The 25,793-nt window shown below is 44.7% G+C and carries 22 protein-coding genes; 15 read left to right on the forward strand and 7 right to left on the reverse strand.

The features are described 5' to 3' along the window. Positions 1 to 114 precede the first annotated feature (114 nt). The gene (locus tag L0991_21745) at positions 115 to 771 is read left to right on the forward strand and encodes a TrkA family potassium uptake protein (protein XGB64638.1); all 657 of its coding nucleotides are present in this window, start codon (positions 115 to 117) and stop codon (positions 769 to 771) included. Between the two features lie 25 nt (positions 772 to 796). Continuing rightward, positions 797 to 2,164 (forward strand): TrkH family potassium uptake protein, encoded by a 1,368-nt coding sequence (locus tag L0991_21750; protein XGB64639.1) that lies wholly within the window; start codon positions 797 to 799, stop codon positions 2,162 to 2,164. Positions 2,165 to 2,247: 83 nt separating this feature from the next. Here the strand turns inward: L0991_21750 and msrB are convergent, their stop codons facing one another. Beyond that, positions 2,248 to 3,390, reverse strand: a complete 1,143-nt coding sequence (gene msrB / locus L0991_21755) for a peptide-methionine (R)-S-oxide reductase MsrB (protein XGB64640.1) — start codon at positions 3,388 to 3,390, stop codon at positions 2,248 to 2,250. 202 nt (positions 3,391 to 3,592) lie between these two features. Between msrB and L0991_21760 the strand changes: the two genes are divergently transcribed. Next, positions 3,593 to 3,991: an OsmC family protein gene (locus L0991_21760; protein XGB64641.1), complete on the forward strand. Its 399-nt coding sequence runs from the start codon at positions 3,593 to 3,595 to the stop codon at positions 3,989 to 3,991. 133 nt (positions 3,992 to 4,124) lie between these two features. Here the strand turns inward: L0991_21760 and L0991_21765 are convergent, their stop codons facing one another. From L0991_21765 to phnW, 4 genes are all read right to left on the reverse strand, one after another. Further along, complete coding sequence (locus L0991_21765) at positions 4,125 to 5,192, reverse strand: OmpA family protein (protein XGB64642.1); 1,068 nt, start codon at positions 5,190 to 5,192, stop codon at positions 4,125 to 4,127. Between the two features lie 332 nt (positions 5,193 to 5,524). Next, the gene (locus L0991_21770; protein XGB64643.1) at positions 5,525 to 6,343 is read right to left on the reverse strand and encodes a phosphonoacetaldehyde hydrolase; all 819 of its coding nucleotides are present in this window, start codon (positions 6,341 to 6,343) and stop codon (positions 5,525 to 5,527) included. Positions 6,344 to 6,411: 68 nt separating this feature from the next. Continuing rightward, positions 6,412 to 7,851 (reverse strand): aspartate aminotransferase family protein, encoded by a 1,440-nt coding sequence (locus L0991_21775; protein XGB64644.1) that lies wholly within the window; start codon positions 7,849 to 7,851, stop codon positions 6,412 to 6,414. After that, positions 7,851 to 8,954, reverse strand: a complete 1,104-nt coding sequence (phnW, locus tag L0991_21780; GenBank protein XGB64645.1) for a 2-aminoethylphosphonate--pyruvate transaminase — start codon at positions 8,952 to 8,954, stop codon at positions 7,851 to 7,853. The genes L0991_21775 and phnW overlap by 1 nt, the downstream gene beginning before the upstream one ends. 324 nt (positions 8,955 to 9,278) lie before the next feature. Between phnW and L0991_21785 the strand changes: the two genes are divergently transcribed. The 12 genes from L0991_21785 to gntR all read left to right on the forward strand — a co-directional run bounded on the left by L0991_21785 (position 9,279) and on the right by gntR (position 23,178). After that, positions 9,279 to 10,289: a putative 2-aminoethylphosphonate ABC transporter substrate-binding protein gene (locus L0991_21785; GenBank protein ID XGB64646.1), complete on the forward strand. Its 1,011-nt coding sequence runs from the start codon at positions 9,279 to 9,281 to the stop codon at positions 10,287 to 10,289. Positions 10,290 to 10,409: 120 nt separating this feature from the next. After that, positions 10,410 to 11,831, forward strand: coding sequence for an FAD-dependent oxidoreductase (locus tag L0991_21790; protein ID XGB64647.1), 1,422 nt, complete (start codon positions 10,410 to 10,412; stop codon positions 11,829 to 11,831). Between the two features lie 248 nt (positions 11,832 to 12,079). Then, positions 12,080 to 13,189: a putative 2-aminoethylphosphonate ABC transporter ATP-binding protein gene (locus tag L0991_21795; protein XGB64648.1), complete on the forward strand. Its 1,110-nt coding sequence runs from the start codon at positions 12,080 to 12,082 to the stop codon at positions 13,187 to 13,189. Between the two features lie 6 nt (positions 13,190 to 13,195). Next, positions 13,196 to 14,920 carry a putative 2-aminoethylphosphonate ABC transporter permease subunit gene (locus L0991_21800; GenBank protein XGB64649.1) on the forward strand — a complete coding sequence of 575 codons (1,725 nt, stop codon included), beginning with the start codon at positions 13,196 to 13,198 and terminating at the stop codon, positions 14,918 to 14,920. A 68-nt stretch (positions 14,921 to 14,988) separates the two neighbouring features. Next, positions 14,989 to 15,693, forward strand: coding sequence for a phosphonate utilization transcriptional regulator PhnR (gene phnR / locus L0991_21805; GenBank protein XGB64650.1), 705 nt, complete (start codon positions 14,989 to 14,991; stop codon positions 15,691 to 15,693). Between the two features lie 157 nt (positions 15,694 to 15,850). Further along, complete coding sequence (locus tag L0991_21810) at positions 15,851 to 16,753, forward strand: multidrug transporter (GenBank protein ID XGB64651.1); 903 nt, start codon at positions 15,851 to 15,853, stop codon at positions 16,751 to 16,753. Between the two features lie 200 nt (positions 16,754 to 16,953). Beyond that, complete coding sequence (locus L0991_21815) at positions 16,954 to 17,970, forward strand: TRAP transporter substrate-binding protein (protein XGB64652.1); 1,017 nt, start codon at positions 16,954 to 16,956, stop codon at positions 17,968 to 17,970. A 65-nt stretch (positions 17,971 to 18,035) separates the two neighbouring features. Further along, the gene (locus L0991_21820; protein ID XGB64653.1) at positions 18,036 to 18,593 is read left to right on the forward strand and encodes a TRAP transporter small permease subunit; all 558 of its coding nucleotides are present in this window, start codon (positions 18,036 to 18,038) and stop codon (positions 18,591 to 18,593) included. Beyond that, entirely contained in the window at positions 18,586 to 19,908 is a 1,323-nt protein-coding gene (locus L0991_21825; GenBank protein ID XGB64654.1) for a TRAP transporter large permease subunit, read from the forward strand. Before L0991_21820 ends, L0991_21825 begins: the two co-directional genes overlap by 8 nt. Positions 19,909 to 20,026: 118 nt before the next feature. Next, positions 20,027 to 20,524: a gluconokinase gene (locus L0991_21830; GenBank protein ID XGB64655.1), complete on the forward strand. Its 498-nt coding sequence runs from the start codon at positions 20,027 to 20,029 to the stop codon at positions 20,522 to 20,524. Positions 20,525 to 20,527: 3 nt separating this feature from the next. Then, positions 20,528 to 22,036 carry an NADP-dependent phosphogluconate dehydrogenase gene (gene gndA / locus L0991_21835; protein ID XGB64656.1) on the forward strand — a complete coding sequence of 503 codons (1,509 nt, stop codon included), beginning with the start codon at positions 20,528 to 20,530 and terminating at the stop codon, positions 22,034 to 22,036. A 140-nt stretch (positions 22,037 to 22,176) separates the two neighbouring features. Next, entirely contained in the window at positions 22,177 to 23,178 is a 1,002-nt protein-coding gene (gene gntR, locus L0991_21840) for a gluconate operon transcriptional repressor GntR (GenBank protein ID XGB64657.1), read from the forward strand. A gap of 112 nt (positions 23,179 to 23,290) precedes the next feature. Here gntR and L0991_21845 read toward each other — a convergent pair whose 3' ends face one another. Continuing rightward, positions 23,291 to 24,073: a siderophore-interacting protein gene (locus L0991_21845; GenBank protein ID XGB64658.1), complete on the reverse strand. Its 783-nt coding sequence runs from the start codon at positions 24,071 to 24,073 to the stop codon at positions 23,291 to 23,293. Positions 24,074 to 24,273: 200 nt separating this feature from the next. Further along, a complete protein-coding gene (locus L0991_21850) occupies positions 24,274 to 25,752 on the reverse strand; it encodes a peptide MFS transporter (protein ID XGB64659.1) in 1,479 nt (492 codons plus the stop codon). Positions 25,753 to 25,793: the final 41 nt, after the last annotated feature.

Consider the following 25,793-nt stretch of genomic DNA (forward strand, 5'->3'; position numbering starts at 1 on the left):
AAGCGATTATGACAATAGTATAACCTTATTATTGCAGAACTAACTTTTTTTGAGATAGAAACTAATGTAGGTTTGACTATCCCGTGTTATTAAAATTTCTAAACAGGATTTCAAATGAGCGACAAACAATATGCAGTTATCGGTTTAGGGCGTTTTGGTTTATCTGTGTGTAAAGAGCTGCAAAGTTCTGGGGCGCAGGTATTAGCCGTCGATATTGATGAAGAGCGAGTGAAAGAAGCCGCGGCCATTGTTTCACAAGCGATTGTTGCTAACTGTACGAGTGAAGAGACGGTTAAAGAGCTCAGGCTCGACGAGTACGATATGGTAATGGTTTCGATTGGTTCGGATGTGAACTCGAGCATTTTGACTACTCTCGTCGTAAAAGAGTCGGGGGCTAAAACGGTTTGGGTTAAGGCGAACGACAAGTTCCACGGCAAGATCCTTTCTAAAATTGGCGCTGACCATATCATTATGCCGGAGCGAGACATGGGAATTCGGGTCGCGCGTAAGATGCTGGACAGGCGCGTTCTTGAATTTATTGACCTTGGCAGTGATTTAGCGATGACTGAAATTGTTATTGGCTCAAAACTCTTGGGTAAGCAACTTCGTGATTTGAAGCTTTGCAAAGAGGTAGGTGTCGAAGTTCTTGGATTCAAGCGCGGTCCTAATCTTACTAAAGCACCGGAGCTGGATATTAGTTTAGAAATCGGAGATGTGGTGATCATCGCTGGGCCTAAAGAGACCCTATCTAGAAAGCTACGTAATTGGTAATGGGAACTTGTAATAGGGTAACAGTATGAATTCGTTTCAGCGAAAAGGTACTTTCTACACACTCACAAGAGATGAAAAGCCGCGTAAAGGCTCTGAACCTAAGATAATCCTGACCAGTTTTTTGGCGGTTCTTATTCCCTCGGCCATCTTACTCACGATGCCGGTTTTTTCTGTCACAGGGCTCAGTTTCACAGATGCACTGTTTACTGCGACTTCTGCAATCAGCGTAACAGGGCTAGGAGTCGTTGATACGGGCGAACACTTTACTTTGGCCGGAAAAATCTTGCTGATGTTTTTGATGCAAGTGGGCGGGTTAGGGCAGATGACCTTATCTGCGGTTCTTCTGTACATGTTTGGTGTTCGGTTAAGCTTGAAGCAGCAGGCATTGGCAAAAGAAGCATTGGGGCAAGATCGCAAGATTAACCTGCGTAAGCTAGTAAAGAAGATCATCATCTTTGCGCTAGTGGCTGAGTTTATTGGCTTTGTATTGCTCTGTTTCCGATGGGTTCCTGAAATGGGCTGGGCAACAGGCAGCTTCTACGCACTCTTTCATGCGATATCAGCATTCAATAACGCGGGATTCGCTCTGTTCTCAGATAGTATGATGAGCTTTGTTGACGACCCATTGGTGATCTTTACCTTAGCGGCTTTGTTCATTTTTGGTGGTTTAGGCTTTACGGTGGTCGGTGACTTATCGAGTAACTGGCGCAAAGGCTTTCATCATCTGCATTTACATACCAAGATCATGCTAACTGCAACCCCGACTCTATTGTTGGTGGGTACAGTATTATTTTGGCTACTGGAAAGAAACAACTCTGCGACTATGGAAGGGCTATCAACTCAGGGCCAATGGTTAGCGGCGTTTTTCCAATCAGCAAGTGCTCGTACCGCTGGTTTTAATAGCGTGGATTTATCTCAGTACACGCAGCCTGCTTTGTTGGTGATGATTGTATTGATGCTGATCGGTGCAGGCTCTACCTCAACAGGTGGTGGTATTAAGGTATCAACCTTTGCTGTTGCTTTTGTCGCGACTTGGACATTCCTACGTCAGAAAAAGCACGTCGTGATGTTTAAACGTACGGTTACATGGCAGGCGGTAACAAAGTCATTAGCCATTATTGTGGTCAGTGGGGCGTTATTAACGACAGCGATGTTTTTGTTAATGCTAACCGAAAAAGCCGCGTTTGATCGAGTCATGTTTGAGGTGATTTCTGCCTTTGCAACGGTAGGATTGACGGCTGGGTTAACCGCAAATCTAACTGAACCTGGCAAATACATCATGATTGTTGTGATGGTTATTGGTCGTATCGGTCCTTTGACGTTGGCGTATATGTTAGCTCGACCAGAGCCTTCACTGCTCAAATATCCAGAAGACACGGTTCTAACAGGCTAGCGCGTCTGTAAATGAATTAGAAAAAATCAAGCCAGCGTTATGCTGGCTTTGTTGTTATAGGTGTAGCGTTAATTGCTGAATGTTTAGCCCTCAAACATCTCAACGTATTCTTCATACCCTTCTTCAGCCAGTTTATCTGCTGGGATAAAGCGCATCGCCGCTGAATTCATGCAGTAACGTAAACCTGTTGGTTTAGGACCATCTTTGAAGACATGGCCTAAGTGAGAATCACCAAATCGGCTACGAACTTCTGTGCGTGGGTACAACAGTTTGTAGTCTGTGGTTGTCACTACGTAAGCTTCGTTGATTGGTTGGGTAAAGCTCGGCCAGCCCGTACCAGATTTGTATTTGTCTTTTGACGAGAACAAAGGTTCACCGGTAACGATATCAACATAAATACCTTCTTCTTTGTTATCCCAATATTTGTTGTCAAATGGGCGCTCAGTCGCGTCTTCTTGCGTTACATCGTATTGAAGTGCTGTAAGCTTCGCTTTGATCTCTGCATCAGACGGTTTTACGTATGTTTTAGCATTGGCTGTTGCATTCTTACTGTCGATAATCTGGCGAAGTGTTTTAGGGTTATCCTTTCTATCATCACCGAAGATTTTATCTAAATACTGATCACGACCTGAAGCGTAGCGGTAGTAGTTATAACGAACCTTACTCTTTTTGTAATAATCTTGATGGTAATCTTCTGCTGGCCAGAACTTCTCAAATTTGATCAGTTCTGTTTCTAGTGGTGCACCAAAGATTTGAGCTTTGTCGATCTCCATCATAAAGCTTTGAGCAACGTCTTTTTGCTCTTGGTTATGATAGAAAATGGCAGGTCGATATTGCGGACCACGGTCTACGAATGACCCTTTGTCATCGGTTGGATCGATATGTCGGAAGAATTGGTCAAGAACCTGTTCATAGCTAACAACATCAGGGTTATAGGTCACGTTGATCACTTCGATGTGACCGGACTTACCTGAAGAAACTTGTTTGTAGGTTGGGTTTTCTAGCTCGCCACCAGAATAGCCAGAGACAACGTCTGTTACGCCTTTTAGTTTCTCTAGATCAGACTCTGTACACCAAAAACAACCGCCCGCGAGTGTCGCGATTTCACTTTTCCCTGAATTAGCCGTTTTATCCATTGTATTGGCAGTGCCAGTTTGGCTGACAAACAACGAAATCAGTGGTAGTGCAACCACGAGTGATACCAATATTTTAGATAATTTATTCATAGATACCTCATCTTGACGTTCTTTTTCATTCGATTTTGAATGTACGAATAGAGACAGGTTTTAGATGGAAAAAATTGCACCATTCATGAAAAAAATATGTGTTAGAGAAAATCTTGCTCATGAATGCTGCCAGTAGTAGGGTGTCGGTACTAACAATAAATAACAGACAGTGATGGCGGTTATCGGTCATCTAAGGAACAGCATGCAAGCAGAAGTTAAATGGGTCGAAGGTTTTAAATTCTTGGGTCAATCTCAATCAGGCCACTCTATTGTTATGGATGGCAGCGGTGGTGCAACGGCGCCAAGCCCGATGGAAATGGTCCTTATGGCCGCTGGTGGTTGTAGCTCTGTTGATGTGGTAGATGGATTGAAATCTGCTGGTCAAAACATTACAGGCTGTAACGCAAAACTTGAAACTGCACGTCGTGAAACCGCGCCAAAAATCTTTACCGCGATTAACATCCACTTTGAAGTATCAGGTGACAACCTTGATCCTGAGTTGGTTGCAAAAGTATGCGCTGATTCATTAGAAAAATACTGTTCAGTGTGCCTAATGCTAGGTGCAGGCGTAGAAATGACGCACAGCTGGGAAATTATTTAATTCTGAGTAAATGACTGCGCATTAGAATTAGACCGCTAGCTTCAATGTCAAACAGATATAAAAAAGGGCGGAGCACTTATTAGTGCTCCGCCCTTATTATTAAGGAAAACATCGTGATTGCGGCGGAATGCGATTATTCCACTGTCTCTACGATAACCTCTTCAACTTGAACGTCTTCTTGGTACTCGAAGCTTGGAATTGTTGCTTCAACACGACGGTTTTGTGCACGACCTTCAGCTGTATCGTTTGATGCGATTGGGTTTTCTTCCCCTTCACCAGAAGCGGTAATGCGGCTTGACTCAATGCCTTGCTCTTCGATGTATGCTGCTACTGCTGCCGCACGTTTCTTAGAGATCATCATGTTGTACTCAGCAGCACCTGTTGAATCTGTGTGACCAACAATGTTAACGGTAGACTGAGGGTATGTTTGTAAGACTTCCACAATTGGCTGTACAGCGGCTTTACCTTCGTCTGAAAGCTCGGTGCTGTTAGTCGCAAATGTACCTTGAGAGAAGCTCTCGGTTTGCGCTTTGGTAACTACTACCTCAGCTTCCTCTTCAACAACCATTGTTTCTGGCTCGGCGATTGGTTCAGAAGGTGCTTGAGTCACAGCCGCCGCAGAAGCTGCAGCCGCTGATGCGGTTGTATTGCCTGTGCCGAAATTGTAGCTAAGACCCACTGTGACAAGGTTGGAGTTTAGATTTTGGATGATCTTATCGTCAAAATCATCGAAGTATTGGTATTCCAATCTCACTGCCCAGTCGTCGGCAAACTGTTTCTCAGCACCAATACCCAGCGCCAGTACCACATCATCTTCATCGTCATGTATGATGTAAGCTGGGCCTGCTTTGAAGAAGACATCAAACTCTTGTTTGATCGCTAATCGGTACATTGGGCTCAACGATATCGCAATAATGGAATCACTGTAGCGCTGAGTTGTCCCGTTGTAATTAAAACTAGTGTCGTAGTCACCTAGGTAGTCTGCGTTTAATTCCAGTGCAATGTTATCGGTAAAGTTGTAGCCACCGTAAAGACCACCGGCTACGGAATCATCTTCACAGTTCACGCTGTCTACACAAGCACTATCGAGCCACCCCATACCGACTTTCGCACCAACATAAGTGGTTGCAGCGATTGACGGGGCAGCAGCAAAGCCTGAAGCTGCAATGACGGCGCACATAATCTTTGAGAGTTTGTTCATAATCTTATCCTTGGATTAACTCTTATTGTTATCTGAATCAGCCCTTTAAAACGATTTCTTACTGATAGGCACACTGCAAATGTAAGCAAATCAAGGCGTTGATCCAGTTCGAACCTATCTTGGAACTGTTAATACATTGTTAGTCTGATTGTTTGTGGGAGTCAATGAAGTTGTTAAGATTTATATATTCAAAGTGCTATTTACAGGCGTTTTTGTCAATTAATTGCTGTCTCAAATATTGGAAATAAAGAAACCTCGCATCACCTTATGTAAAGGTAATGCGAGGCTTTCGTTTTGAAATGAAGCTTGTGTGAGTAGAAAGGTGAGTGTCTTTAAGGACGCTCGCCAGCCAATAAGCGCTTTTCGATATCAGCGATTACTTCAGGCAAATCGGCGATGGTATCGATTAGGTAGTGTGGTTTTGATTTGTTTAGCTTAACGCTCGCTTTTTCTCGCGCTGCCGTAAGCGTTGCTTCACCTGCGTCTAAGTATTCTTGGTAGGTTAATCCTGCTTCGTTGCCTGATAAAACAAGGCCTACCGTCCACATGCCTGCGTTGTGACCCTCATCAATACCTGGTGCGGCGTCATCCACTTTTACGCAGGCTGCAACGTTTGTTACGCCTAGGTCTATCACGTTTTTAAGCGCCATGAATGGAGCAGGGCGACCACCTTGAGGTAAATCATCGGTTGCAACCACGTTGTCTGGACGATAGCCGTAATCTGCTGCTGCAGGAATTAGAACATCCATCACTTCACGTGGGTAACCGGAACAAGAGCCGATTTTTACGTTTTTCTCTTTTAGGTTATTCACTACTTCAATCGCGTTTAAAATTGGTGCTGCGTGGTCGGCAACTTTGGCTTTTTGAAGAGGCATGAATGCCGCGTAGATTGCATCAACATCTTCACTGGTCATAGAACGCCCGAATTGTGTGTTCCAACGTGCATCAACAGCAGGGATTCGACCCACTGCTTGGATGTGATCCCATTTGCCGATGCCCATAGGTTCACGAGCTTCTGCTAAATCGATGTCAAAGTCGAAACCTTGTTTGAATGCTTCAACGAAGATGCTGGTTGGAGCAAACGATCCAAAATCAACGATAGTGCCAGCCCAGTCAAAGATAACCGCTTGGATAGGTGATGTTGTGTTCATAGTGGTGTCCTTTTTGCCACTCCCATTTAGAAGCATGGGAGGGACGAATGATGTTTTAGGTTATTGGTTTAAAGGTATTCAAAGTCTTTACAGACTTTTGCTATCGCGTTTTCAAATACAGACAGAGCTTCTTCCAGCTCGCTGCGGCTGATGATCAATGGTGGGCTCAACTGAATCACATTACCTTGAGACACCTTAAAGCTCAGACCATCGTTCAGACACTGATAAAGTACTGCTTCTGCTTCATCGAATGCTCGGGTTTTGGTGATATGGTCGGTGACCAACTCAACGCCCCAAAGCAGGCCAATGCCGCGAACGTCGCCAATGACTGGGTATTTCTCTTTCATTTGAAGCAGTTGCTCACGCATGAATGCACTGTCCGCTTGTACTTTTTCAAGTAAATTCTCTTGCTCAATCACTTCCATGGTTGCCAGAGCAGCTGCGCAGCCAATTGGGCTTTTCTCGTGGGTGTAATGCCCAAGCGATACTTGTGCTGCCGTGTTGTATTTGTCTTTGGTGACCATGGCGGCAATTGGAACTAAACCACCGCCAAAACCTTTACCAATACATAGGATGTCAGGTTCGATATCAAACGCTTGGTGAGTAAACCACTCGCCGCTTCGTCCCATACCGTTTGGAATATCATCAATGATTAGCATGACATTGTGCTTATCACAGATCTCACGGATGCGCTTCCAATAAGCCTTGCTTGGTACTTGAACATCGGTGTTACGCACTGCTTCGGCGATGAAGGCACCAATACCACCTTCTTTTTCAATCACATACTCAAGGTAATCGGCGTAGTGAACATCACATGATGTCTCACTTTCACCGCCTGAGTTTTGCCCGCGAAGCGATAAAGTGTCATTAAGCGGAAAAGCACCACGATAAGAAACTGCTGGTGGGATACGTTCTACGCCAGCCATTAACGGGCCCATACCTTCGCGGAAACAGGCTTCACCACCGACAGAAATCGCATCCAATGACGCGCCATGGAATGAATCCCACAATGAAACAACTTTGAAGTTGTTGGTGACATGTCGAGCCAGTTTGAGTGCCATACCAATCACAGAGGTGCCACCCGGTGCAAACAACACGCGGTTCAACTCACCACCGCAAATCTGTGTTAGCTTTTCAGCGCATTGCACGGCTGTTTCATTGGTAAAGCGACGTGGTGAAAACGGCAATGACGCCATTTGTTGAGTCACTTTATTGATGATGTGTGGGTGGCCATAACCTAGTTGATGGACATTATTGCCATGAAAGTCCATGTACTTTTTGCCCGTCACATCTTGAATGTAAATGCCTTCAGCGGCTTCAAGTGTGTCTAGGCAAGGTGTTGACATCGCTTGATGGAGAAACACGTCTGAGTCGCGTTTTAACATCGCTTGAGTCGCCTCATCGTTTAACGACTCATTCCACTTTTCACGTGCGGGTGTGGTGTTCACGTCGCCTTCACTTCGAAAGTGCGTTGCCTTTAGTGCTGGCTCTTGGTTAATTATTGTCATTACTTAATTTCCCAGTACATAGCATTCTTAACAGCGCCAATGAGGGCTTCAATATCAGACGGATAAACTTCACCAATGTTACCAATGCGGAAGCAGTCTGCGTTTGAAACCTTGCCCGGATAAATTACAAATCCTTGCTCTTTCAAGCGCTCATAGAACTCTTTAAATTGGTAATCGCTATGAGTTGGAGAATAGAAAGAGGTGATGATAGGAGAGTGAAGTTCATCAGTAAGCAGTGGTTCAAACCCTAGAGAGCGCATGCCAGCAACTAACGTAGTTTGGTTAGTGTGGTAACGATTATGACGAGCTTCGATGCCACCTTCTTGCTCAAGCTCAAGCAGTGCTTGGTAGAAAGCACGCACCGTGTGAGTCGGGGAGGTGAAGCGCCATTTACCGTGATTGATTTCCATGCAGTGCCATTGGTCAAACAGATCAAGACTTAGTGAACGAGCTTGGCCTTGGCACTTTTCTAGTTCTGATTGCTTAGCAATGACAAAGCCGAAGCCTGGCACACCTTGGATGCACTTGTTAGCTGAGCTGATCATGTAGTCGATACCTAAGTCAGCAATATCCATAGGGATGCCACCAAAGCTCGACATTGCATCAAGAATGACAGTCTTGTTGTGCAGTTTTGCCAATTTAGCAATGTCTTCAATTGGATTCAGCATGCCAGTAGTGGTCTCACAATGCACAATCGCAACATGAGTGATATCTGAATCCATGGCCAATGCCGTTTCCATTTCGTTCAAGTCAGGCTGTGATGTTTCACCAGGAGAAACGACATGGCATGGAATGTTTAAATATTCTGCGATTTGAGCAATACGAGCGCCGTACGCACCGTTATCCACCACAAGAAGCTTTCCATTTTTAGAGATAACGCTACCAATTGTTGCTTCAACTGAAGCGGTACCGCTACCTTGCATTAATACGCTCGTGTATCCCGCTTGTTTAGTCGCTAAATTCACAAGCTTGCTACGAATCACTTCAACAATGTCTTTGTTGTATTCATCATCCCAAGTACACCAATCTTTAAGCATCGCTTGGCGAACGGTTTCAGAAGTCGATAGTGGGCCTGGTGTCAGTAATAAGTAATCGTTTCTCATGTTCAATTTCTCGTGATTTGATTTGGACTATACCAATCTGTGCGGTTACTTTAACAACCAATTTAAACGGTCGTAAATAGTCCAAATACCATTTTCACAAAAGCTTCATATTAAAATTAATCTCTTGCCCTGAGAAATTCATCGATCTTTAAACTGCCATTTTTTGTTCATTTAACCGTCATAAAAGCCAGTTAGCTTAATAATCAAAATCTGGTACATACCAAATAAAGATGTGTACCGACAACATAAATGAATTTATGGATATAGCTGTCTCTTGATGGGACTTCTAATTTCTAACTTTGGCATCGGGCCTGACTGGAGAAAATGATGAAAAACCGTTTTATGAAAGGATCACTTGCAGCATTAGTCACTCTATTAGCTGGTAACGCTTATGCGGCACAGGAAGTGACGGTTTACACCGCTTTTGAAACCGACATCTTAGCGAAATACAAAAATGCTTTTGAAAGTGAAAACCCAGACATCAGCATTAAGTGGGTTCGTGATTCAACTGGGATCATGACGGCAAAACTGTTGGCTGAGAAAAACAACCCTCGAGCAGAAGTGGTTTGGGGCTTAGCGGGTTCTTCAATGGCTCTGCTGAAAGAAGAGGGCATTCTTAAGCCTTACACTCCTCAAGGTGTAGAAGCGCTACGTGCTAACCTTAATGATCCGCAATCTACTCAAGCTTGGTATGGCAATGATGCATTTTTCAATGCGGTTTGTTTCAACGAAGCGGTAGCAAAACAACTTAACCTACCAGCGCCTAAATCTTGGGAAGATCTAACCAAGCCGATTTACAAAGGTCACATCGCGATGCCAAACCCAGCGTCTTCTGGTACGGGGTACATGCAGGTTTCGGCTTGGCTACAAAACATGGGTGAAGATCAAGGTTGGAACTACATGCAGAAGCTAGACCAAAACATCGCTCACTACACGCACTCAGGTTCTAAGCCATGTGTTCAAGCGGGTATGGGTGAAGTCGCTATCGGTATCTCGATGGCTAGCCGCGGCGCTAAGCTGAAAACTCAAGGTGCACCGCTATCTGTAATTACACCTGAGGGTATTGGTTGGGAATCTGAAGCGGTTGGTCTTGTTAAGCCATCTGATGCGGCGCAGCGCGTTGTTGACTGGTCTATCTCTAAAGCAGCAAATGAGCTCTACATCGAAATGTACCCGGTTGTTGGTCACCAAGATGTGACGGCAACAATTGATAACTTCCCTAACGTTGAAAAGAACATGGCAAAAATGGACTTTGCACGCATGGGCAGCGAGCGTGCAGACGTGTTGAAAACATGGTCTGAGAAGTTCGACGCCAAATCAGAGCCAAAATCTTAATCTATCGAACTATTCATTCAATTAACTATTTAGTTCGTTAGAAGTTAGTAATCAGTAAAGGAAGGCTTCGGTCTTCCTTTTTTAGTTTTACGCCTTTAAGTCTTAGGTAAGGTACAACAAATGACAAAGCACTACTCATATTGGTTCAAGCAAGCACTAGAAAAAGAATTTGGCAGTATCAACGCAGGGTTAGAATCAGCCAACCCACTTCAAAAAGACATCAACTGCGACATTGCGATTGTCGGCGGTGGTTACACAGGGTTATGGACGGCAATTTTAATTAAACAACAGCAACCTCAAAAACATGTTGTGGTGATTGAAAAAGGCTTATGTGGCAGTGGGGCTTCTGGTGCGAACGGTGGTTGTATGCTGACGTGGTCGACTAAGTATCCAACGTTGAAAAAGCTGTACGGAAAAGAGCAAGCAAAATGGTTAGTTCAAGAGTCGGAAAAGGTCATTTACGAGATCGAAGCTTTCTGTAACGAGCACAACATAGACGCACATTTGTACCGCAGCGGGACGTATTACACGGCAACCAATGAAGCACAAAAAGGTGGTATGCAGCCGGTTGTGAATGAGTTGGTTAAGCAGGGCATCAATAGTTGGAAGAAGTGTGACGAGTCCTTGTCTGATAAAGCGGGGTCAGAGCGTCATATTGAAGGTTATTACTCAGAAGCTGCAGGCAGCGTACAGCCTGCATTATTGGCGAGAGGTTTACGTCGAGTTGCCATTGAATTAGGCGTTGAGATTCACGAGAACACTGAGATGACTTCACTTGATTATGGATCCCCAGCTCGAATCCAAACTAAGGGCGGGTCTGTATTTGCCGATAAAGTGATTTTGGCGCTCAACGCATGGATGCTCGATCACTTTAAAGAGTTTAAACGCAGTATCGTGGTTGTTTCGTCAGACATGGTCGTCACTAAGCCTATCCCTGAAAAGCTCCAGAAATTTGGCCCAGAGAAAGGAGCGGCAGTGGTGGATTCACGTATCTTTGTCCACTATTACCGAGATACTCAGGATGGACGATTGATGCTGGGCAAAGGTGGCAATAAATTCTCGTTTGCCAATCAAGTTGAAAGCATGTTTAACCAAAAGACAAACTATCTGCCGATTCTGAATCAATCCTTCCAAAAACTCTTCCCTAAGCTGGAACAGAATGAATTTGATTACAACTGGTCGGGGGGATCAGATCGTTCGGTCACAGGATTACCATTTTTCGGTAATCTAAAAGGCCAAAACAACATCTATTATGGGCTCGGTTATTCTGGCAATGGTGTTGCACAAACTCGTATGGGCGGAAAGATTCTGTCATCTATGGTACTCGGCACTGACAACGCTTGGACCAGCTGTGGATTAACCAAAGGACCGCTTGGGCATTTCCCGCCAGAGCCATTTCGTTGGATAGGGGCGATGACGGTGCGCAATGCTGTACGTAGAAAAGAAAACGCAGAAGACTCAGGAAAGGCGCCATGGTGGTTAGATAAGCAATTGGCAAAGCTGGCTGGTGCAGCAGGCAAGGCCGATAAGGTGGAGTCATAGGTCGATCTTAATATCTAAACTAAGACTAAACTCAGCCCTCATGTCAGTTTTATATCGCTACTAAGACTAAACTCAGCCCTCATGTCAGTTTTATATCGCTACAGAGGGCTGGTAACACTGTGTGGGCACACATCTTAAATGCTTATTATATCTGCAATATAACTGTCATTTAGCTTCTATAAATTTGTCACTCAACTGAAATATTCAAAGCTTAAATTTGGTATATACCATTTAAAGAGTGCTGTAGTATGAGCAACCAAACTTATTTGAATATTGAAAACGTTGTAAAGCAATTCGGTCAATTTACAGCGCTTAAAGACATCTCCTTATCTATTGAAAAAGGCGAGTTCGTCTGTTTCCTTGGCCCATCTGGCTGTGGAAAAACTACCTTATTACGTGCGATTGCGGGTCTAGATTTACCAACATCAGGCTCAATTGAGCAAAATGGTAGCGACACGACCTTTTTACCACCAGAAAAGCGTGACTTTGGCATCGTGTTCCAATCTTACGCTCTTTTCCCTAACTTGACGGTGGAAGAAAACATTGCGATCGGCTTGAAAAACCAAGGCATGTCAACCAAAGAGGCACTAGAAACGGTGGAGTCTTGGCTAGAGACCATCGGCTTGCCAACATCTGGTCAAAAGTATCCGAATCAATTGTCTGGTGGTCAGCAGCAGCGTGTGGCGCTGGCTCGCGCACTAGCACTGTCTCCAGGGTTACTTCTGCTTGATGAGCCGCTGTCTGCACTCGATGCGAAAGTAAGAACACACCTGCGTGATGAGATTTGCCAATTACAGCGCAAGCTGGGCATCACCACGATCATGGTGACACACGATCAAGACGAAGCTTTGACTATGGCAGACCGTATCGTGGTAATGAACCATGGGGTTATTGAACAGGTGGGTGCGCCTCAAGAGATCTACCAAAAGCCAGCGAGTCGTTTTGTAGCTGAGTTTGTCGGTAGCATGAACTTCATTCAAGCCTCTGTAGCTGTGCAGGGCAAGATGCGTATTGCTGAGTCTATGTTGCCACTTCCTGGATTAGACAATTTGACTCCAAAGCAGGGGGACGTATTTGATATTGCTGTGCGTCCTGAGCAAATCCAGTTCGTTGACCGTTTTAATGAGTCACTACCGGTCAGAATCCTTTCGAGCGAGTTTTTGGGCGCGTTTTATCGCGTCGAATGTCAATTGCAGCATGACTCTACTGCGAAAGAGATCATCGTTGATGTGCCAGTTAAAGAGTTCAATCGATTGAAACTGCGTCGCAGTGATATTCGTTACGTAGCGTTTGATCAAGAAGGCTTACGAGCTTATCCATCGAAAAGTGTTCAAGTGATGAAAGACGAGGCGGCGTAAACAATCATGGAATCGACTCAAATGATGCAATCTAAGCTGCTAATTCAACGACGAGTACAGCCTTTTCTGGCTCGGTTAAGCACGGACAATGTGATTCTATTTGGGCTGTTGGCATTTTTGTCTGTAGTCATGACGCTGTTTATCCTGATGCCTTTGTGGGCGATGCTGAAAAAAAGCGTTCAGAATGCGGATGGCGAATTTGTAGGTCTACAGAACTTCGCTACGTATTTCGCTTCGCAAAGCCTTTGGCAATCCGTGGGTAACACATTTACGCTTGGCATACTGGTAACGGTTGTCGTTGGTGTTTTGGCGTTTGGTTATGCTTATGCCTTGACTCGCTCATGTATGCCTTTTAAAGGGTTATTTCAGGTGTTGGGCTCTGCGCCTATCCTTGCACCGTCGCTGCTTCCAGCAATCAGTTTGATTTTTCTGTTCGGTAACCAAGGCATAGCTAAAGAAGTCTTAGGCGGCAACTCGGTATATGGCTTAATTGGCATCTCACTAGGTTTGATATTCTGGACGTTTCCACACGCTTTAATGATTCTTACTACCTCATTAAGAACCTCGGATGCACGCTTGTATGAAGCGGCTCGCGCACTGAATACTTCATCTTTCAAAACCTTCTTCATGGTCACGTTACCTGCAGCCAAGTATGGGCTGATCAGTACACTTATCGTGGTGTTTACGCTAGTGGTTTGTGATTTTGGTGTGCCAAAGGTCATTGGTGGTAGCTACAACGTTCTATCGACGGATATTTTTAAGCAGGTAGTTGGTCAGCAAAACTTCTCGATGGGTGCGGTGACCAGTATTTTACTGCTATTGCCAGCATTGTTAGCCTTTACCGTTGATCGTTGGGTGCAAAAGAAGCAGAAGAGTTTGTTTGATACTCGCTCAGTAGCCTACCAGCCAGAGCCGAACGCCCTGCGTGACGGTGCATGTTTTCTGTACTGCGCAGTGATATCCGCGGCTGTGGTCATTGTTCTCGGTATGGCGGTATACGGCTCCATGGTCACTTTTTGGCCTTGGAACAAAGCCCTTACGCTGAATAACTATAACTTTGCAGAAATGAGCACCTATGGTTGGACTCCATTCTTCAACTCATTAACGTTAGGTGCATGGACAGCGATAATCGGTACCATACTGATTTTCTTAGGCGCGTACTGTATTGAGAAGGGTAGAGCGTTTGGTCCTGTTCGTCAGGCAATGCAGATGCTCAGTGTGGTACCTATGGCGGTTCCGGGGATGGTACTGGGTTTGGGTTACATCTTTTACTTCAATGACTTGAGTAATCCACTTAACTTCTTGTATGGCACAATGGCGTTCTTGGTGATAAACACTGTGGTTCACTACTACACGGTGGGTCACATGACGGCGTTAACTGCGTTAAAGCAGCTGCCTGCGGAAATTGAAGCAACGGCGGCCTCGGTAAATCTTCCGCAATACAAGTTGTTCTTTAAAGTGACGGTACCCGTTTGTCTGCCTGCCATTTTAGATATTGCGATATACCTGTTTATTAATGCACTTACCACTACATCTGCGGTAGTATTCTTATATTCTACCGATACGATACCTGCGTCAGTTTCAGTACTGAATATGGACGATGCAGGGCAAACCGGTGCAGCAGCGGCCATGGCGGTGATGATCATGATATCCGCAGCGAGTGCGAAGTTGATTCATATGTTGATCAATAAGTTATTTGAGAAGCGCACTCAAGCTTGGCGAAAGCGCTAGCGAACCATTTTATATTGCAGTTGGCCAAGGAGTGGCTGACGACAAGAATAAGAATGAAAGGAAATTAAGTGCAGTACGTAAAAATCAAAGATGTCATCGTAGAGCAGATTGAGTCTGGGATGTTAACACCACGACAAAAACTGCCTGCAGAACGTAAACTCGCTGAGTCGTTTGATACGACGAGAGTGACGCTACGTGAAGCATTATCCTCACTTGAAGCGGAAGGGCGCATTTATCGAGAAGACCGACGTGGTTGGTTTATCTCACCAGCGCCACTTCGCTACGACCCAACTCAAACGCTAAACTTCACCAACATGGCGTTGTCGCAGAATCGACAGCCGAAAACTGAGCTGATCGCAGCCAAAGGGGTGTTAGCCACCAAGGAGGCGACTAAGCTTCTTGAACTACCTCCTTTCTCAGACGTTTATCGCGTAGATAGAGTTCGTTATCTTGAAGATAGGCCAGTTGTGTATGTGACAAACTATATCCGACCAGAGCTTTTTCCGAATTTGCTTGAACATGATTTATCGAAATCACTGACGGACATTTACCGTGAGCATTTTGGTGTGGTGTATCAGAAGATCCGTTATCGCGTGAGCACAACGTCGCTATTGGGCGAAACAGCACAAGCTCTGCGCGCGACTTCAGGTTCTCCGGCAATGGTAGTAGAGCGCATTAACTACAACCAAAACGGCGATTTGATTGATTGTGATATTGAGTATTGGCGCCATGACGCAATCAGTATTGAATCGATAGCCCAGCTCGAGCGCTAATCAAACCGATATAGTGTTGTTAACTAGCGGGTCTCTCCTAATTCTGTAGGGGCGTCCGGTTTCAATGATTTAAGGTCTCTCATTCAGAGACCTTTTTTATCACTTCAATTAAGCTGTTGCTTTTATTTAGTTATTTACCAATTTAATTAGGAAAGAAATGGAATTCTCTGCCATTGTTATCGTCATTATCTCCGCTTTACTACATGCGGGTTGGAATGTTCTCGGTAAATCTAACCAAGGATCTGGTTCATCGTTTTTCCTAGCCTCTGGAGTTGCAGCTGCAGCGATATTGAGCCCTTATCTTATCTGGTATGTCGATAATGTTGGATTTTCAAATATCTCACTTCCATTTTGGCAATTGGTTTTGCTTAGTGGGATATGCCAAATCATTTATCTAATTGGTTTAGGTGCTGCTTATAAACAAGCGGATATTGGTGTGATTTATCCAATGGCTCGAGCATTGCCTGTCTTAATGGTTGGCTTGGGTACCGTATTGATTGGTTATGATCTTACCGTTAATCAATGGGTTGGATTTGCACTGATCACATTAGGCTGCTTGTTTGTTCCATTGAAACAGTTCTCTGAACTAAGGCTCAAAGCCTATCTGAACCTTGGCGTGCTTTGGGCGCTTATCGCTGCTATCGGCACCACAGGCTATTCCATTATTGATAAAGAAGCGCTGCTGTTATTGGAGCCTTTAAGTACAACGGTTATTACCAACAAACACACGGCGATTTTCTATTTAGGTATTCAGTTTTGGGCAATCGTGATTCCGCTGAGCATTTGGTTACTGGTAACTAACCAAAGTGTCGAGTTTACGAATGCTTGGGCACTACGCAAGAAGGCCACTCTGGCCGGCATTATGATGGCGTCGACTTACGGATTGGTGTTGTTTGCAATGACCATGACAGAGAACGTCAGCTTGGTCGTTGCTCTCAGACAAGTGAGCATCATCTTCGGTGTGGTGATGGGGATCTACTTTTTAAAGGAAAAGTGGCACATGACTCGCGGTATAGGCGTTGTTTTGATTCTCATCGGTCTAGTTACTTCGCTGATTTAAAGTCATTTTTATATCTCATATCACCCTAAAGTGTGACTTTTTGGTCACATTTTCCTTATTGATAGCAAACGTTTTACTAATGTTAAAGATGTGATCCTCCTCATAGACAAGGCTGTAAAGTTACCGGTAACATCCACCTCAACGTTACCGGTAACATATAACAACAAGCCGGACTCTGTGAAACTCATAAGGATACCCAAATGAAAGCTCTGACTAAAACGCTGATTGCTGCTTCCCTCACTGGCCTATTTGCTACTTCAGCAATGGCTGCAGACTTTAAACTTAAGATTCAATCTTCAGACCCTTCTGGCGATTTGAACTTCAAGGTTCAGCAGAAGTGGGCTGAGCGCGTAGAAACGATGTCTAACGGACGCATCGACATCGACCTTCTACCAGTTGGTGCTGTGGTTAAGCACACCGAAACACTAGGCGCTATTAAGATGGGTATCCTAGATGGCCATATCACAGCAACGGGTTACTTCTCAGGTAAAGATCCTGCTTTTGGTCTAATCGGTAACATGGTTGGTGCATGGTCAGATACAACTCAGCTGCTTCAGTATATGAACTACGGCGGTGGTAACGAGCTAATGACTGAGCTTTACAAGCCTTACGGTGTTCAATTCGTAGGTGCATCAACAACAGGTGTTGAGTCTTTCATCTCTAAAAAGCCAATCGACGGTGTTGATGATCTGAAAGGTCTTAAACTGCGTGCGCCAGAAGGTCTAGTGCAACAAGTATTTGCCGCTGCAGGTGCAACCCCTGTAAACCTGCCTGGCTCTGAAGTATTTACTGGCCTAAGCAAGGGCGTAATTGATGCTGCTGACTACACGGTATTTTCGACAAACCAAAAAGCGGGCATGAACGATATCGCGACTCACCCAGTCCAACCTGGTTTCCACTCACTGCCGCTTATCGATATCTCTGTTTCTCAGAAAAAATGGGACAAGATGCCAGCGGATCTTCAAACCATCCTACAAACATCAGTTCGTGACTTCTCTTACGACATGACGACTCAGCTGAAAATGGCTGACCAAGCGGCGGTTAAAGAAGCACAAGCGAACCCAGAAATCACTATTCATGACTGGTCTCAAGAAGAACGTAAGAAGTTCCGTGAGATTGCAAAAGGTCAATGGAAAGTATTCGCAGAGCGTTCTGAGAACGCACAGAAAGTTTATGATTCAGTAACTGTGTTCCTAGAAGACAACGGCTTACTGTAATTCAAACTTAGCTTATTGATGGGGGAGAGCATTGCTCTCCCGTTTTCTCCCAGGAAATTTGGCCCATGACAGACAAAATCCCTCACGCACCAGCTGAAAACGATGAACAGCCTAGAAATATGCTTGATCGTCTTATCATAAAATTTAGTAACTTAGTTAGCTGGTTGTTCATCTTCACTGTATTGATTTCGTTTTACGAAGTTGTGATGCGTTATGCATTTGATGCCCCAACCACATGGGTACATGAAACGGCTTCATTTATTGGTGGTTCCCTATTCATTATCGGTGGCATTTACGCTTTCGCGGCCGATAAACATGTACGTGTTGTTCTTATCTACGACTCTGTTTCCAAACAAACACGTAAGTACCTTAATCTTGTTCACCACATTGTTGGTTTAGCCTTTGCTGGCATGCTTGCTTACGCAGCTTACTTTACTGCGCAAGAAGCGTGGTTTGCACCTTGGGGTGAATTTCGCCTTGAAACATCAGGTTCGGTATTAAACGCTCCTTACCCAGCTTTGCTGAAAGGTCTAATTTTTGTCGTTTTGTGTGTTCTTGTTGTCCAGTTTGTATTGCACCTAATCCAAGAGTTGATGGGTCTAAGGAAGAATGACGATGTTTGATTTATCTTCGATTGGTATCGCATGGGGCAGTTTACTCATGCTAGTTATGATGATCGGTTTGCTACTTACGGGTATGCAGCTGGCTTTCGTAACAGGCTTTGTTGCCATTTTCTTCACGCTATGTTGGTTTGGCCCTGATGCATTACCTTTGATTGCGAGCCGTACTTACAGCTTTGCTTCTGGCTATGTTTTCCTCGCAGTACCAATGTTTGTGTTGATGGCGGCTCTCTTGGACCGGTCTGGTATCGCACGTGACTTGTTCGATGCAATGAAATCTGTTGGTCGTAAGGTTCGTGGTGGCGTTGCAGTACAAACCTTATTGGTAGCCGTTTTGCTCGCTTCGATGTCTGGTGTTATCGGTGGCGAAACTGTACTGCTAGGCATTCTTGCTCTACCTCAAATGCTTCGCTTAGGTTACGACCGCAAACTTGCGATCGGCACAACCTGTGCGGGTGGCGCGCTTGGCACCATGCTGCCACCAAGTATCGTTTTGATCATCTACGGTATGACAGCCAGTGTTTCAATTGGCGACTTGTTTAAAGCATCGTTTTTACCAGCGTTTATCCTTGCAGGTTGTTACATCGGTTATGTACTAATTCGTTGTAAGTTAAACCCTTCTCTTGCTCCTATCCCTAGTGATGAAGAGACAGTAGAAGACATCGCGAATCAGCCTAGTTACTTCAAAGCGCTGTTCTTCCCACTGCTTTCTGTTGCAACGGTTCTAGGTAGTATTTACACCGGTATCGCTTCAGTAACGGAAGCGTCAGCACTGGGTGTGGTTGGTATCATGATCAGCGCGTTAATTCGTGGTGAGCTGAACTTCAACATGCTGAAAGAGAGTGCCATCGCGACCATGCGTACCTGCGGCATGATCATGTGGATTGGTATCGGTGCGAGTGCACTGGTTGGTATTTACAACTTGATGGGCGGTATTGATTTTGTTGAAGAAACCATCCTTGCGCTAAGTGGCGGTAACGCAATGGTTACGCTGTTAATCATGATGGCAATCTTGCTAGTGCTTGGTATGTTCCTTGACTGGGTAGGTGTAGCACTTCTTACCATGCCAATCTTCGTTCCAATCATTACAGGCCTTGGTTTTGACCCTGTGTGGTTTGGTGTTGTGTTCTGTCTAAACATGCAGGTGTCTTTCTTGTCACCACCGTTTGGTCCAGCGGCATTCTACTTAAAATCGGTAGCGCCAAAAGACATTAGCTTGGGCGAGATTTTCTCTTCACTACTGCCGTTCATTGGACTTCAAATATTCGTGTTGGCCATGGTTATTATCTTCCCTCAGCTTGCGCTTTGGTGGCAATAACATGAAAGGTTCCTGACCAAATATAGGGTTAAGGAACCGAGCCTCAGCAACACCAGTTTAAATAATAGATTCGATTGTCAGCCCCAATTTTGGTTGGGGCTTAGGGAAGGCTTGCCTTATGAAAAGCAAAAAAATACTCGTGATGGGCGTATCTGGATGCGGAAAAAGCCTGATTGGTAGCCGTATTGCAGAAGCATTAACGCTTCAGTTTTTCGATGGAGATGACTTCCATCCACAAAGTAACGTAGAAAAAATGCGTCAAGGTATCCCACTGACAGATGAAGATCGTCAAGGATGGCTAGAAACTCTAAACAAACAATTTATTGAGCAACCAAGTGCTGTCATCGCTTGTTCGGCATTGAAACCTCAGTACCGCGATATTTTGCGCAGCAATAATGAAGAATTGGTCATCGTATATCTGCAAGGTAGTTTCGATACCATTTGGAATCGTCACAAAGCACGTGAAAACCATTACTTTAACGGTCAAGAAATGTTGAAAAGCCAATTCGCAACCTTGGTTGAGCCAGAGCTTGATGAAGCATTGTTTGTCGACATCTCACAAGATGTTGAACAGGTTGTCGAAAGTGCATTGAACCAAATTAAACAAATAGGCTAAACCATGACTCAGATAAAAAATGATATTGCGATGATTGGTTTGGGTGTCATGGGCAAGAGCCTAGCGCTTAACCTGCTTGATAATGGATTTAATGTTGCAGGCTTCGACCTTAATCCTGACAACATTGAACGCGCGAATTCAGAAGCCAAGCTGATCAACGAATCCTTTGAAGGAAAAGGAGAGTTCACCAAAGGCGCTAGCCTCGAGCATGTATTGCAAGGGTTAGCTAAACCACGAGTTATTGCATTGTCGGTTCCTGCAGGAAAGCCGGTCGATATCGTCGTAAATAACCTGTTGGATGCGGGGCTGGAAAGCGACGATATTGTGATCGACACGGGTAATAGCCTGTGGACTGATACCGAGACTCGCGAGTTGAACTACAAAGGTAAGCTTCGCTTTTTCAGTACTGCTGTTTCTGGTGGTGAAGAAGGGGCTCGTGTCGGTCCTGCGTTGATGGCAAGCGGTGATCAGTCGGCTTGGCAATATGTAAAACCAATGTGGGAAGCGATTGCTGCCAAAGTAGATGCGAACGGTTTGCCCGTTGCTCAATTTGAAGTAGGCGAAGCATGTGCTGCGTATGTCGGTCCTTCAGGTACAGGCCACTACGTTAAGATGGTACACAACGGTATTGAATACGCTGACATGCAGCTTATTTGTGAGGTGTACCATTTCATGCGTGATGTTCTGAAAATGCCGGCGCAAGAGATTGGTCAAGTTTTCGAACAGTGGAACAATGGCGTACTGAACAGCTACCTGATGGAGATCAGTGCTGACATCCTTCAACAAGAAGATGTAGTGACTGGTAAGCCATTTGTCGAGGTTGTACTTGATAAAGCAGGCCAGAAAGGCACAGGGCTTTGGACAGCAGTCAACAGCCTTCAAGAAGGTTGTCCAACCCCAACAATTGCACAGGCGGTTTATGCACGCGCGATGAGTGGTCAAAAATCACAGCGTATCCAAGGCAGCAAGCTGCTAAAAGGTAACATTGCTGATGCAAGCCAGCTGGATAAAGCTGAGGTCATCTCAGAGTTACATGACGCACTCTACTGCGCCAAACTGTCTGTTTATGCACAAGGCTTTGACTTGTTGAAGACAGCATCTGACAAAGAAGGTTGGAACCTGGATTTCACTCAGATCGCTAAGATCTGGCGAGCAGGTTGTATTATCCGTGCGGCTTTCTTACAGAGTATCACTGCGGCGTATCAACAAAATGGAGAACTAGCGAACCTGTTGTTTGATGCGGCTTTCATCAAACAAGTGGAAGAGCGTGAGCTTGCTTGGCGTATTGCGGTTGCTAACTCTGCTTTATATGGAGTACCGATGCCAGGGATTAGCTCTGCATTGAGCTACTTTGATTCTCTGCGCTGTGAAGTGTTGCCTGCGAACTTACTGCAAGCACAACGGGACTATTTTGGTTCTCACACATACTCTAGAGTCGATAGAGATGAAGTGGAAAAGTTTCATGTGACTTGGAGTCAGTCTCCAAGAACGGAAGTAAAGGTCAACGCTTAAATCATATGTAACGCCCTCGCTATGAGGGCGTTTGTATTTGTGATGCTATATCAATCTTTTAATCGATTAGGCTTCAAATTCTACGTCAGTTGGATACACTGTTACCAGTAACATAACTCAAAAAATAATAATTACTAATTATGTCGAACAAGAAAAAACGTCCTACATTACAAGATGTTGCCAACCTAGTTGGCGTCACCAAGATGACGGTTAGTCGTTGTCTACGAGACTCATCTCAAGTCTCAGAAGCGTTGCGAGATAAGATCAATGCCGCTGTTGAGGAGCTGGGCTACATCCCAAACCGTGCCCCTGATATTCTTTCCAATGCAAAGAGTAATGCTATCGGTGTGTTGGTCCCTTCATTAACTAACCAAGTTTTTGCGGAAGTTATCCGTGGCATTGAGCAAATCACCGCTCCAGCCGGCTATCAAACAATGATTGCCCACTATGGTTATAGCGCAGAGTTGGAAGAGCAGAGCATTGCTTCGTTACTCTCATACAATGTGGATGCCATTATCCTTTCCGAGAATGTGCACACCGAGAGAGCACGTAAAATGCTTCAGACCGCTTCGATTCCTGTTATTGAAATTATGGATTCGGTATCGCCTCGGATTGAGCAAGCGGTTGGCTTTGATAACTTTGAAGCCGCTAGGGCGATGACAAAGACAATGTTAGAAAGAGGGCGTACCAATATTGCTTATTTGGCGGCTCGTATGGATGAACGTACTCGTTTGAAAATGGCGGGTTATGAACATGCAATGCAGGAGGCTGGTAAAGCCCCAGTCACATTGCAAACTGAGGATGCATCTTCGTTTACTTTAGGTGCAAAGCTCATAGGAGAGTTGATAGAGAAGCACTCGCAGGTAAATGGCATTTTCTGTACCAACGATGATTTGGCGATTGGTGCTTTCTATGAATGTATGCGACGTGGTATTCAAGTGCCTGAGCAGATGGCGATTGCAGGTTTCCACGGACACGACATTACAGTAGCAATGACACCTCGTTTAGCCACTGTGGTTACACCGAGGGAGCAAATTGGTAAAGTCGCCGCAGAACAAGTTGTAGCGCGTTTAAAAGGCAATAAAGAGTGGGTTGCTAAGCTTGATCTAGGTTACGAGATTGAATTAGGCGAAAGCATCTAATCTTAACGCTCTATTTCAGTCTTCATTAGAAATTAAAAACGCCCTTAACGATGGGTTGATCGTTAAGGGCGTTTTCGTATTTGGTCTTGAGACTGGCTATTTGGTGATTGGCTTAGTCCGCTAGTGCTTGAGCATCTTGCTGTTTGATAACCTTATGCCCATCTTCACTGACGCCACGTTTCCAGTAGCTGCTGATGTAGATGTTCTCTTTCGCGACTTCTTTTTCGTTTCTGAAGTACTGTCTGAGTTCACGCATGCTTTCAAATTCACAGGCTGTCCATACTGAAACCTGACCATCTAACCACGTTAAGCTGCGGACTGTTTGTGACAACGTTTCTGACGTTTGATCTTCAATCAACCAAGTGATCTTGATGCCTTCTGGGGCTTCTAGTTCTTGCTTGTCTGCTGCTGAGTTGATCTGAATAACAGCGTGACCTGTCGCGTTTTCTGGAAGTGTTTTTACTTTTGCTGAAAGCGCAGGGAGTGAAGTCATATCTGCCACTAAGAAGAACCAATCCGACTCAAGATTTAACCCCTGGATTAAACCCGGACCTGCTACTGAAATAGTATCGCCAACTTGTGCGCTCATTGCCCATCTCGCAGCAAAGCCACATTGTAGATCTTTAGTGATATGGCGAACGAAATCGACCTCGATGAACTTCTCTACAGGATTGTAGTGACGAATGGTGTAGGTGCGCATGGTTGGACGCTCACCTTCATCTAATTGACTTAAGTCGGTGGTGCCAAGTGGCGAGAATAGAAGCTTGATGTAGCCACCTACACATTCAGCTGGGTACTTACTTAATCCCTCACCGCTAAACGTAATACGCTGCATGTTTGGAGTAATGGTTGAGGTTTGAGTAACGGTCAATGTGATAGGGCTAGGCTTGCTCATATAAGGCTCTCTTAGATTTTGATGCCCACATAATAATCTCGAACCAGAAAACACTCAATACTAATAATTATCATTTACTGTAATTTACACAAGGACAATTTAGTTAAGAGTGTTTTGCTCATATCGCTAACTTTTATCAACAAAAAAGCCCTTTAGTAAACTAAAGGGCTTGATGAATAGCTTGCTGAATAACAGCGTGATTAGCTGTTTGCTTCTTCTAGTTGAATGGTTTCATCAGCGGCTTTTGCTGCTTCAAGCATCTTACGAATAATGAAAGATGCAGCCATCGCGATACCTACCATTACTACTGCAAGAACAGTCAGCATTTGGAAGTAGTCGCCGTAAACCGTTTGAACGATCTCTTGCGTGATCTCTTGGCCTTTCTCTAGTGCGATTGACGTTGAGAATACCGCGCCAACGATACCTGATAGTGCGATTGCTACAGAGAATAAGCTTACAGAGAAGTTCTCGATGTGCTTAGGAGCCACAGACAGGATGAATGCCACTACCATAGAACCCACAATTACTTCACCGAATGCTAGGAAGAAGTGGATTGCTAGGAATACTTCAGGGCGAATCAGAACATCTTCACCAACGGTAGTCACTGCCATAGTCAGGATACCAAAAGCGATAGCCGTCAGGATGAAAGAGAAACCTACTTTCGTTGCGGTAGAGAAGTTGATGTTTTTCTTTTCTAGGCCAGAGAAGATACCGGCGATGATAGGACCCGCAACCATACACCATAGTGGGTTCATTGCCATTGATGCTTCTGGAGCAACAGGGATGAAGCCGAATAGGTCACCACGCATGGTGTTGATCGCTACCATTGTCATCGATGTCATCATTTGGCCGTAGTACACGAAGAAACATGTAGTCAGGAATGTGATGATTAAGATCGTGCCCATTTTTAGCATGTCTGATTTCTTCGATTTAACCATCAAAGAGACAAAGTAGATAATGGCTGCAGCACCGATCGCATAAACGATGTTTTGGCCGATATCCATGTTAGAGAACATGAAAAATACTAAGCCGATCATTGCTGCTGATAGGCCAAGGAAAGCAGCCCAGTTTTTAGTGCTTACTGGTTGCTGGTCGATCTCAGCACTTGCTTCAACAAGGCCTTTACGGACAAACAACATCATCAGTAGTGCTGCGCCTGCTAGAACAGCAGACAGAAGGAAGCCACCGTGGAAGCCTACAACAAGCACAAGCATAGGGAATAAGTACTGACCTAACAGTGCACCAATGTTGTTTACTGAGTAGTTGATAGGGTAGCAGTTTTCAAAATCTTCTTGTGTTTTGAACGTGCGTTTGTAGAGACTTGGGTAAGAAGGGGACATCAAACCACGTGCATAACTTGCTAGTGCAATACCACACAACGCCATAGGAACATTGGTTGCTGCTGCGCCTAGTACCAGCAAAATGTAACCACTCGCGAACCCAAGGAAGGCGATGGTCAAAGAGCGGTAAGCACCTAAGAATTTGTCGGCGATGAAACCACCTGCGATAGCAAACAGTGGCCCAATTGCAGAGAAAGCACCAACTACCATCATGGTGTCAGCTTCGTTGTAGTTAAGGTCCTCAAGGAAGAAACGAGTCAAGATCACCATGACGCCATAGAACGAAAGTCCAAACATCATTTGGCAGAACATCATTGATTTGTTTAATCTATTCCACATTATTTTATTCTCACATTGGTATTAATATGTAGTGTAATCAC

This window comes from Vibrio chagasii, from assembly GCA_041879415.1.
Taxonomy (GTDB): Bacteria; Pseudomonadota; Gammaproteobacteria; order Enterobacterales; family Vibrionaceae; genus Vibrio.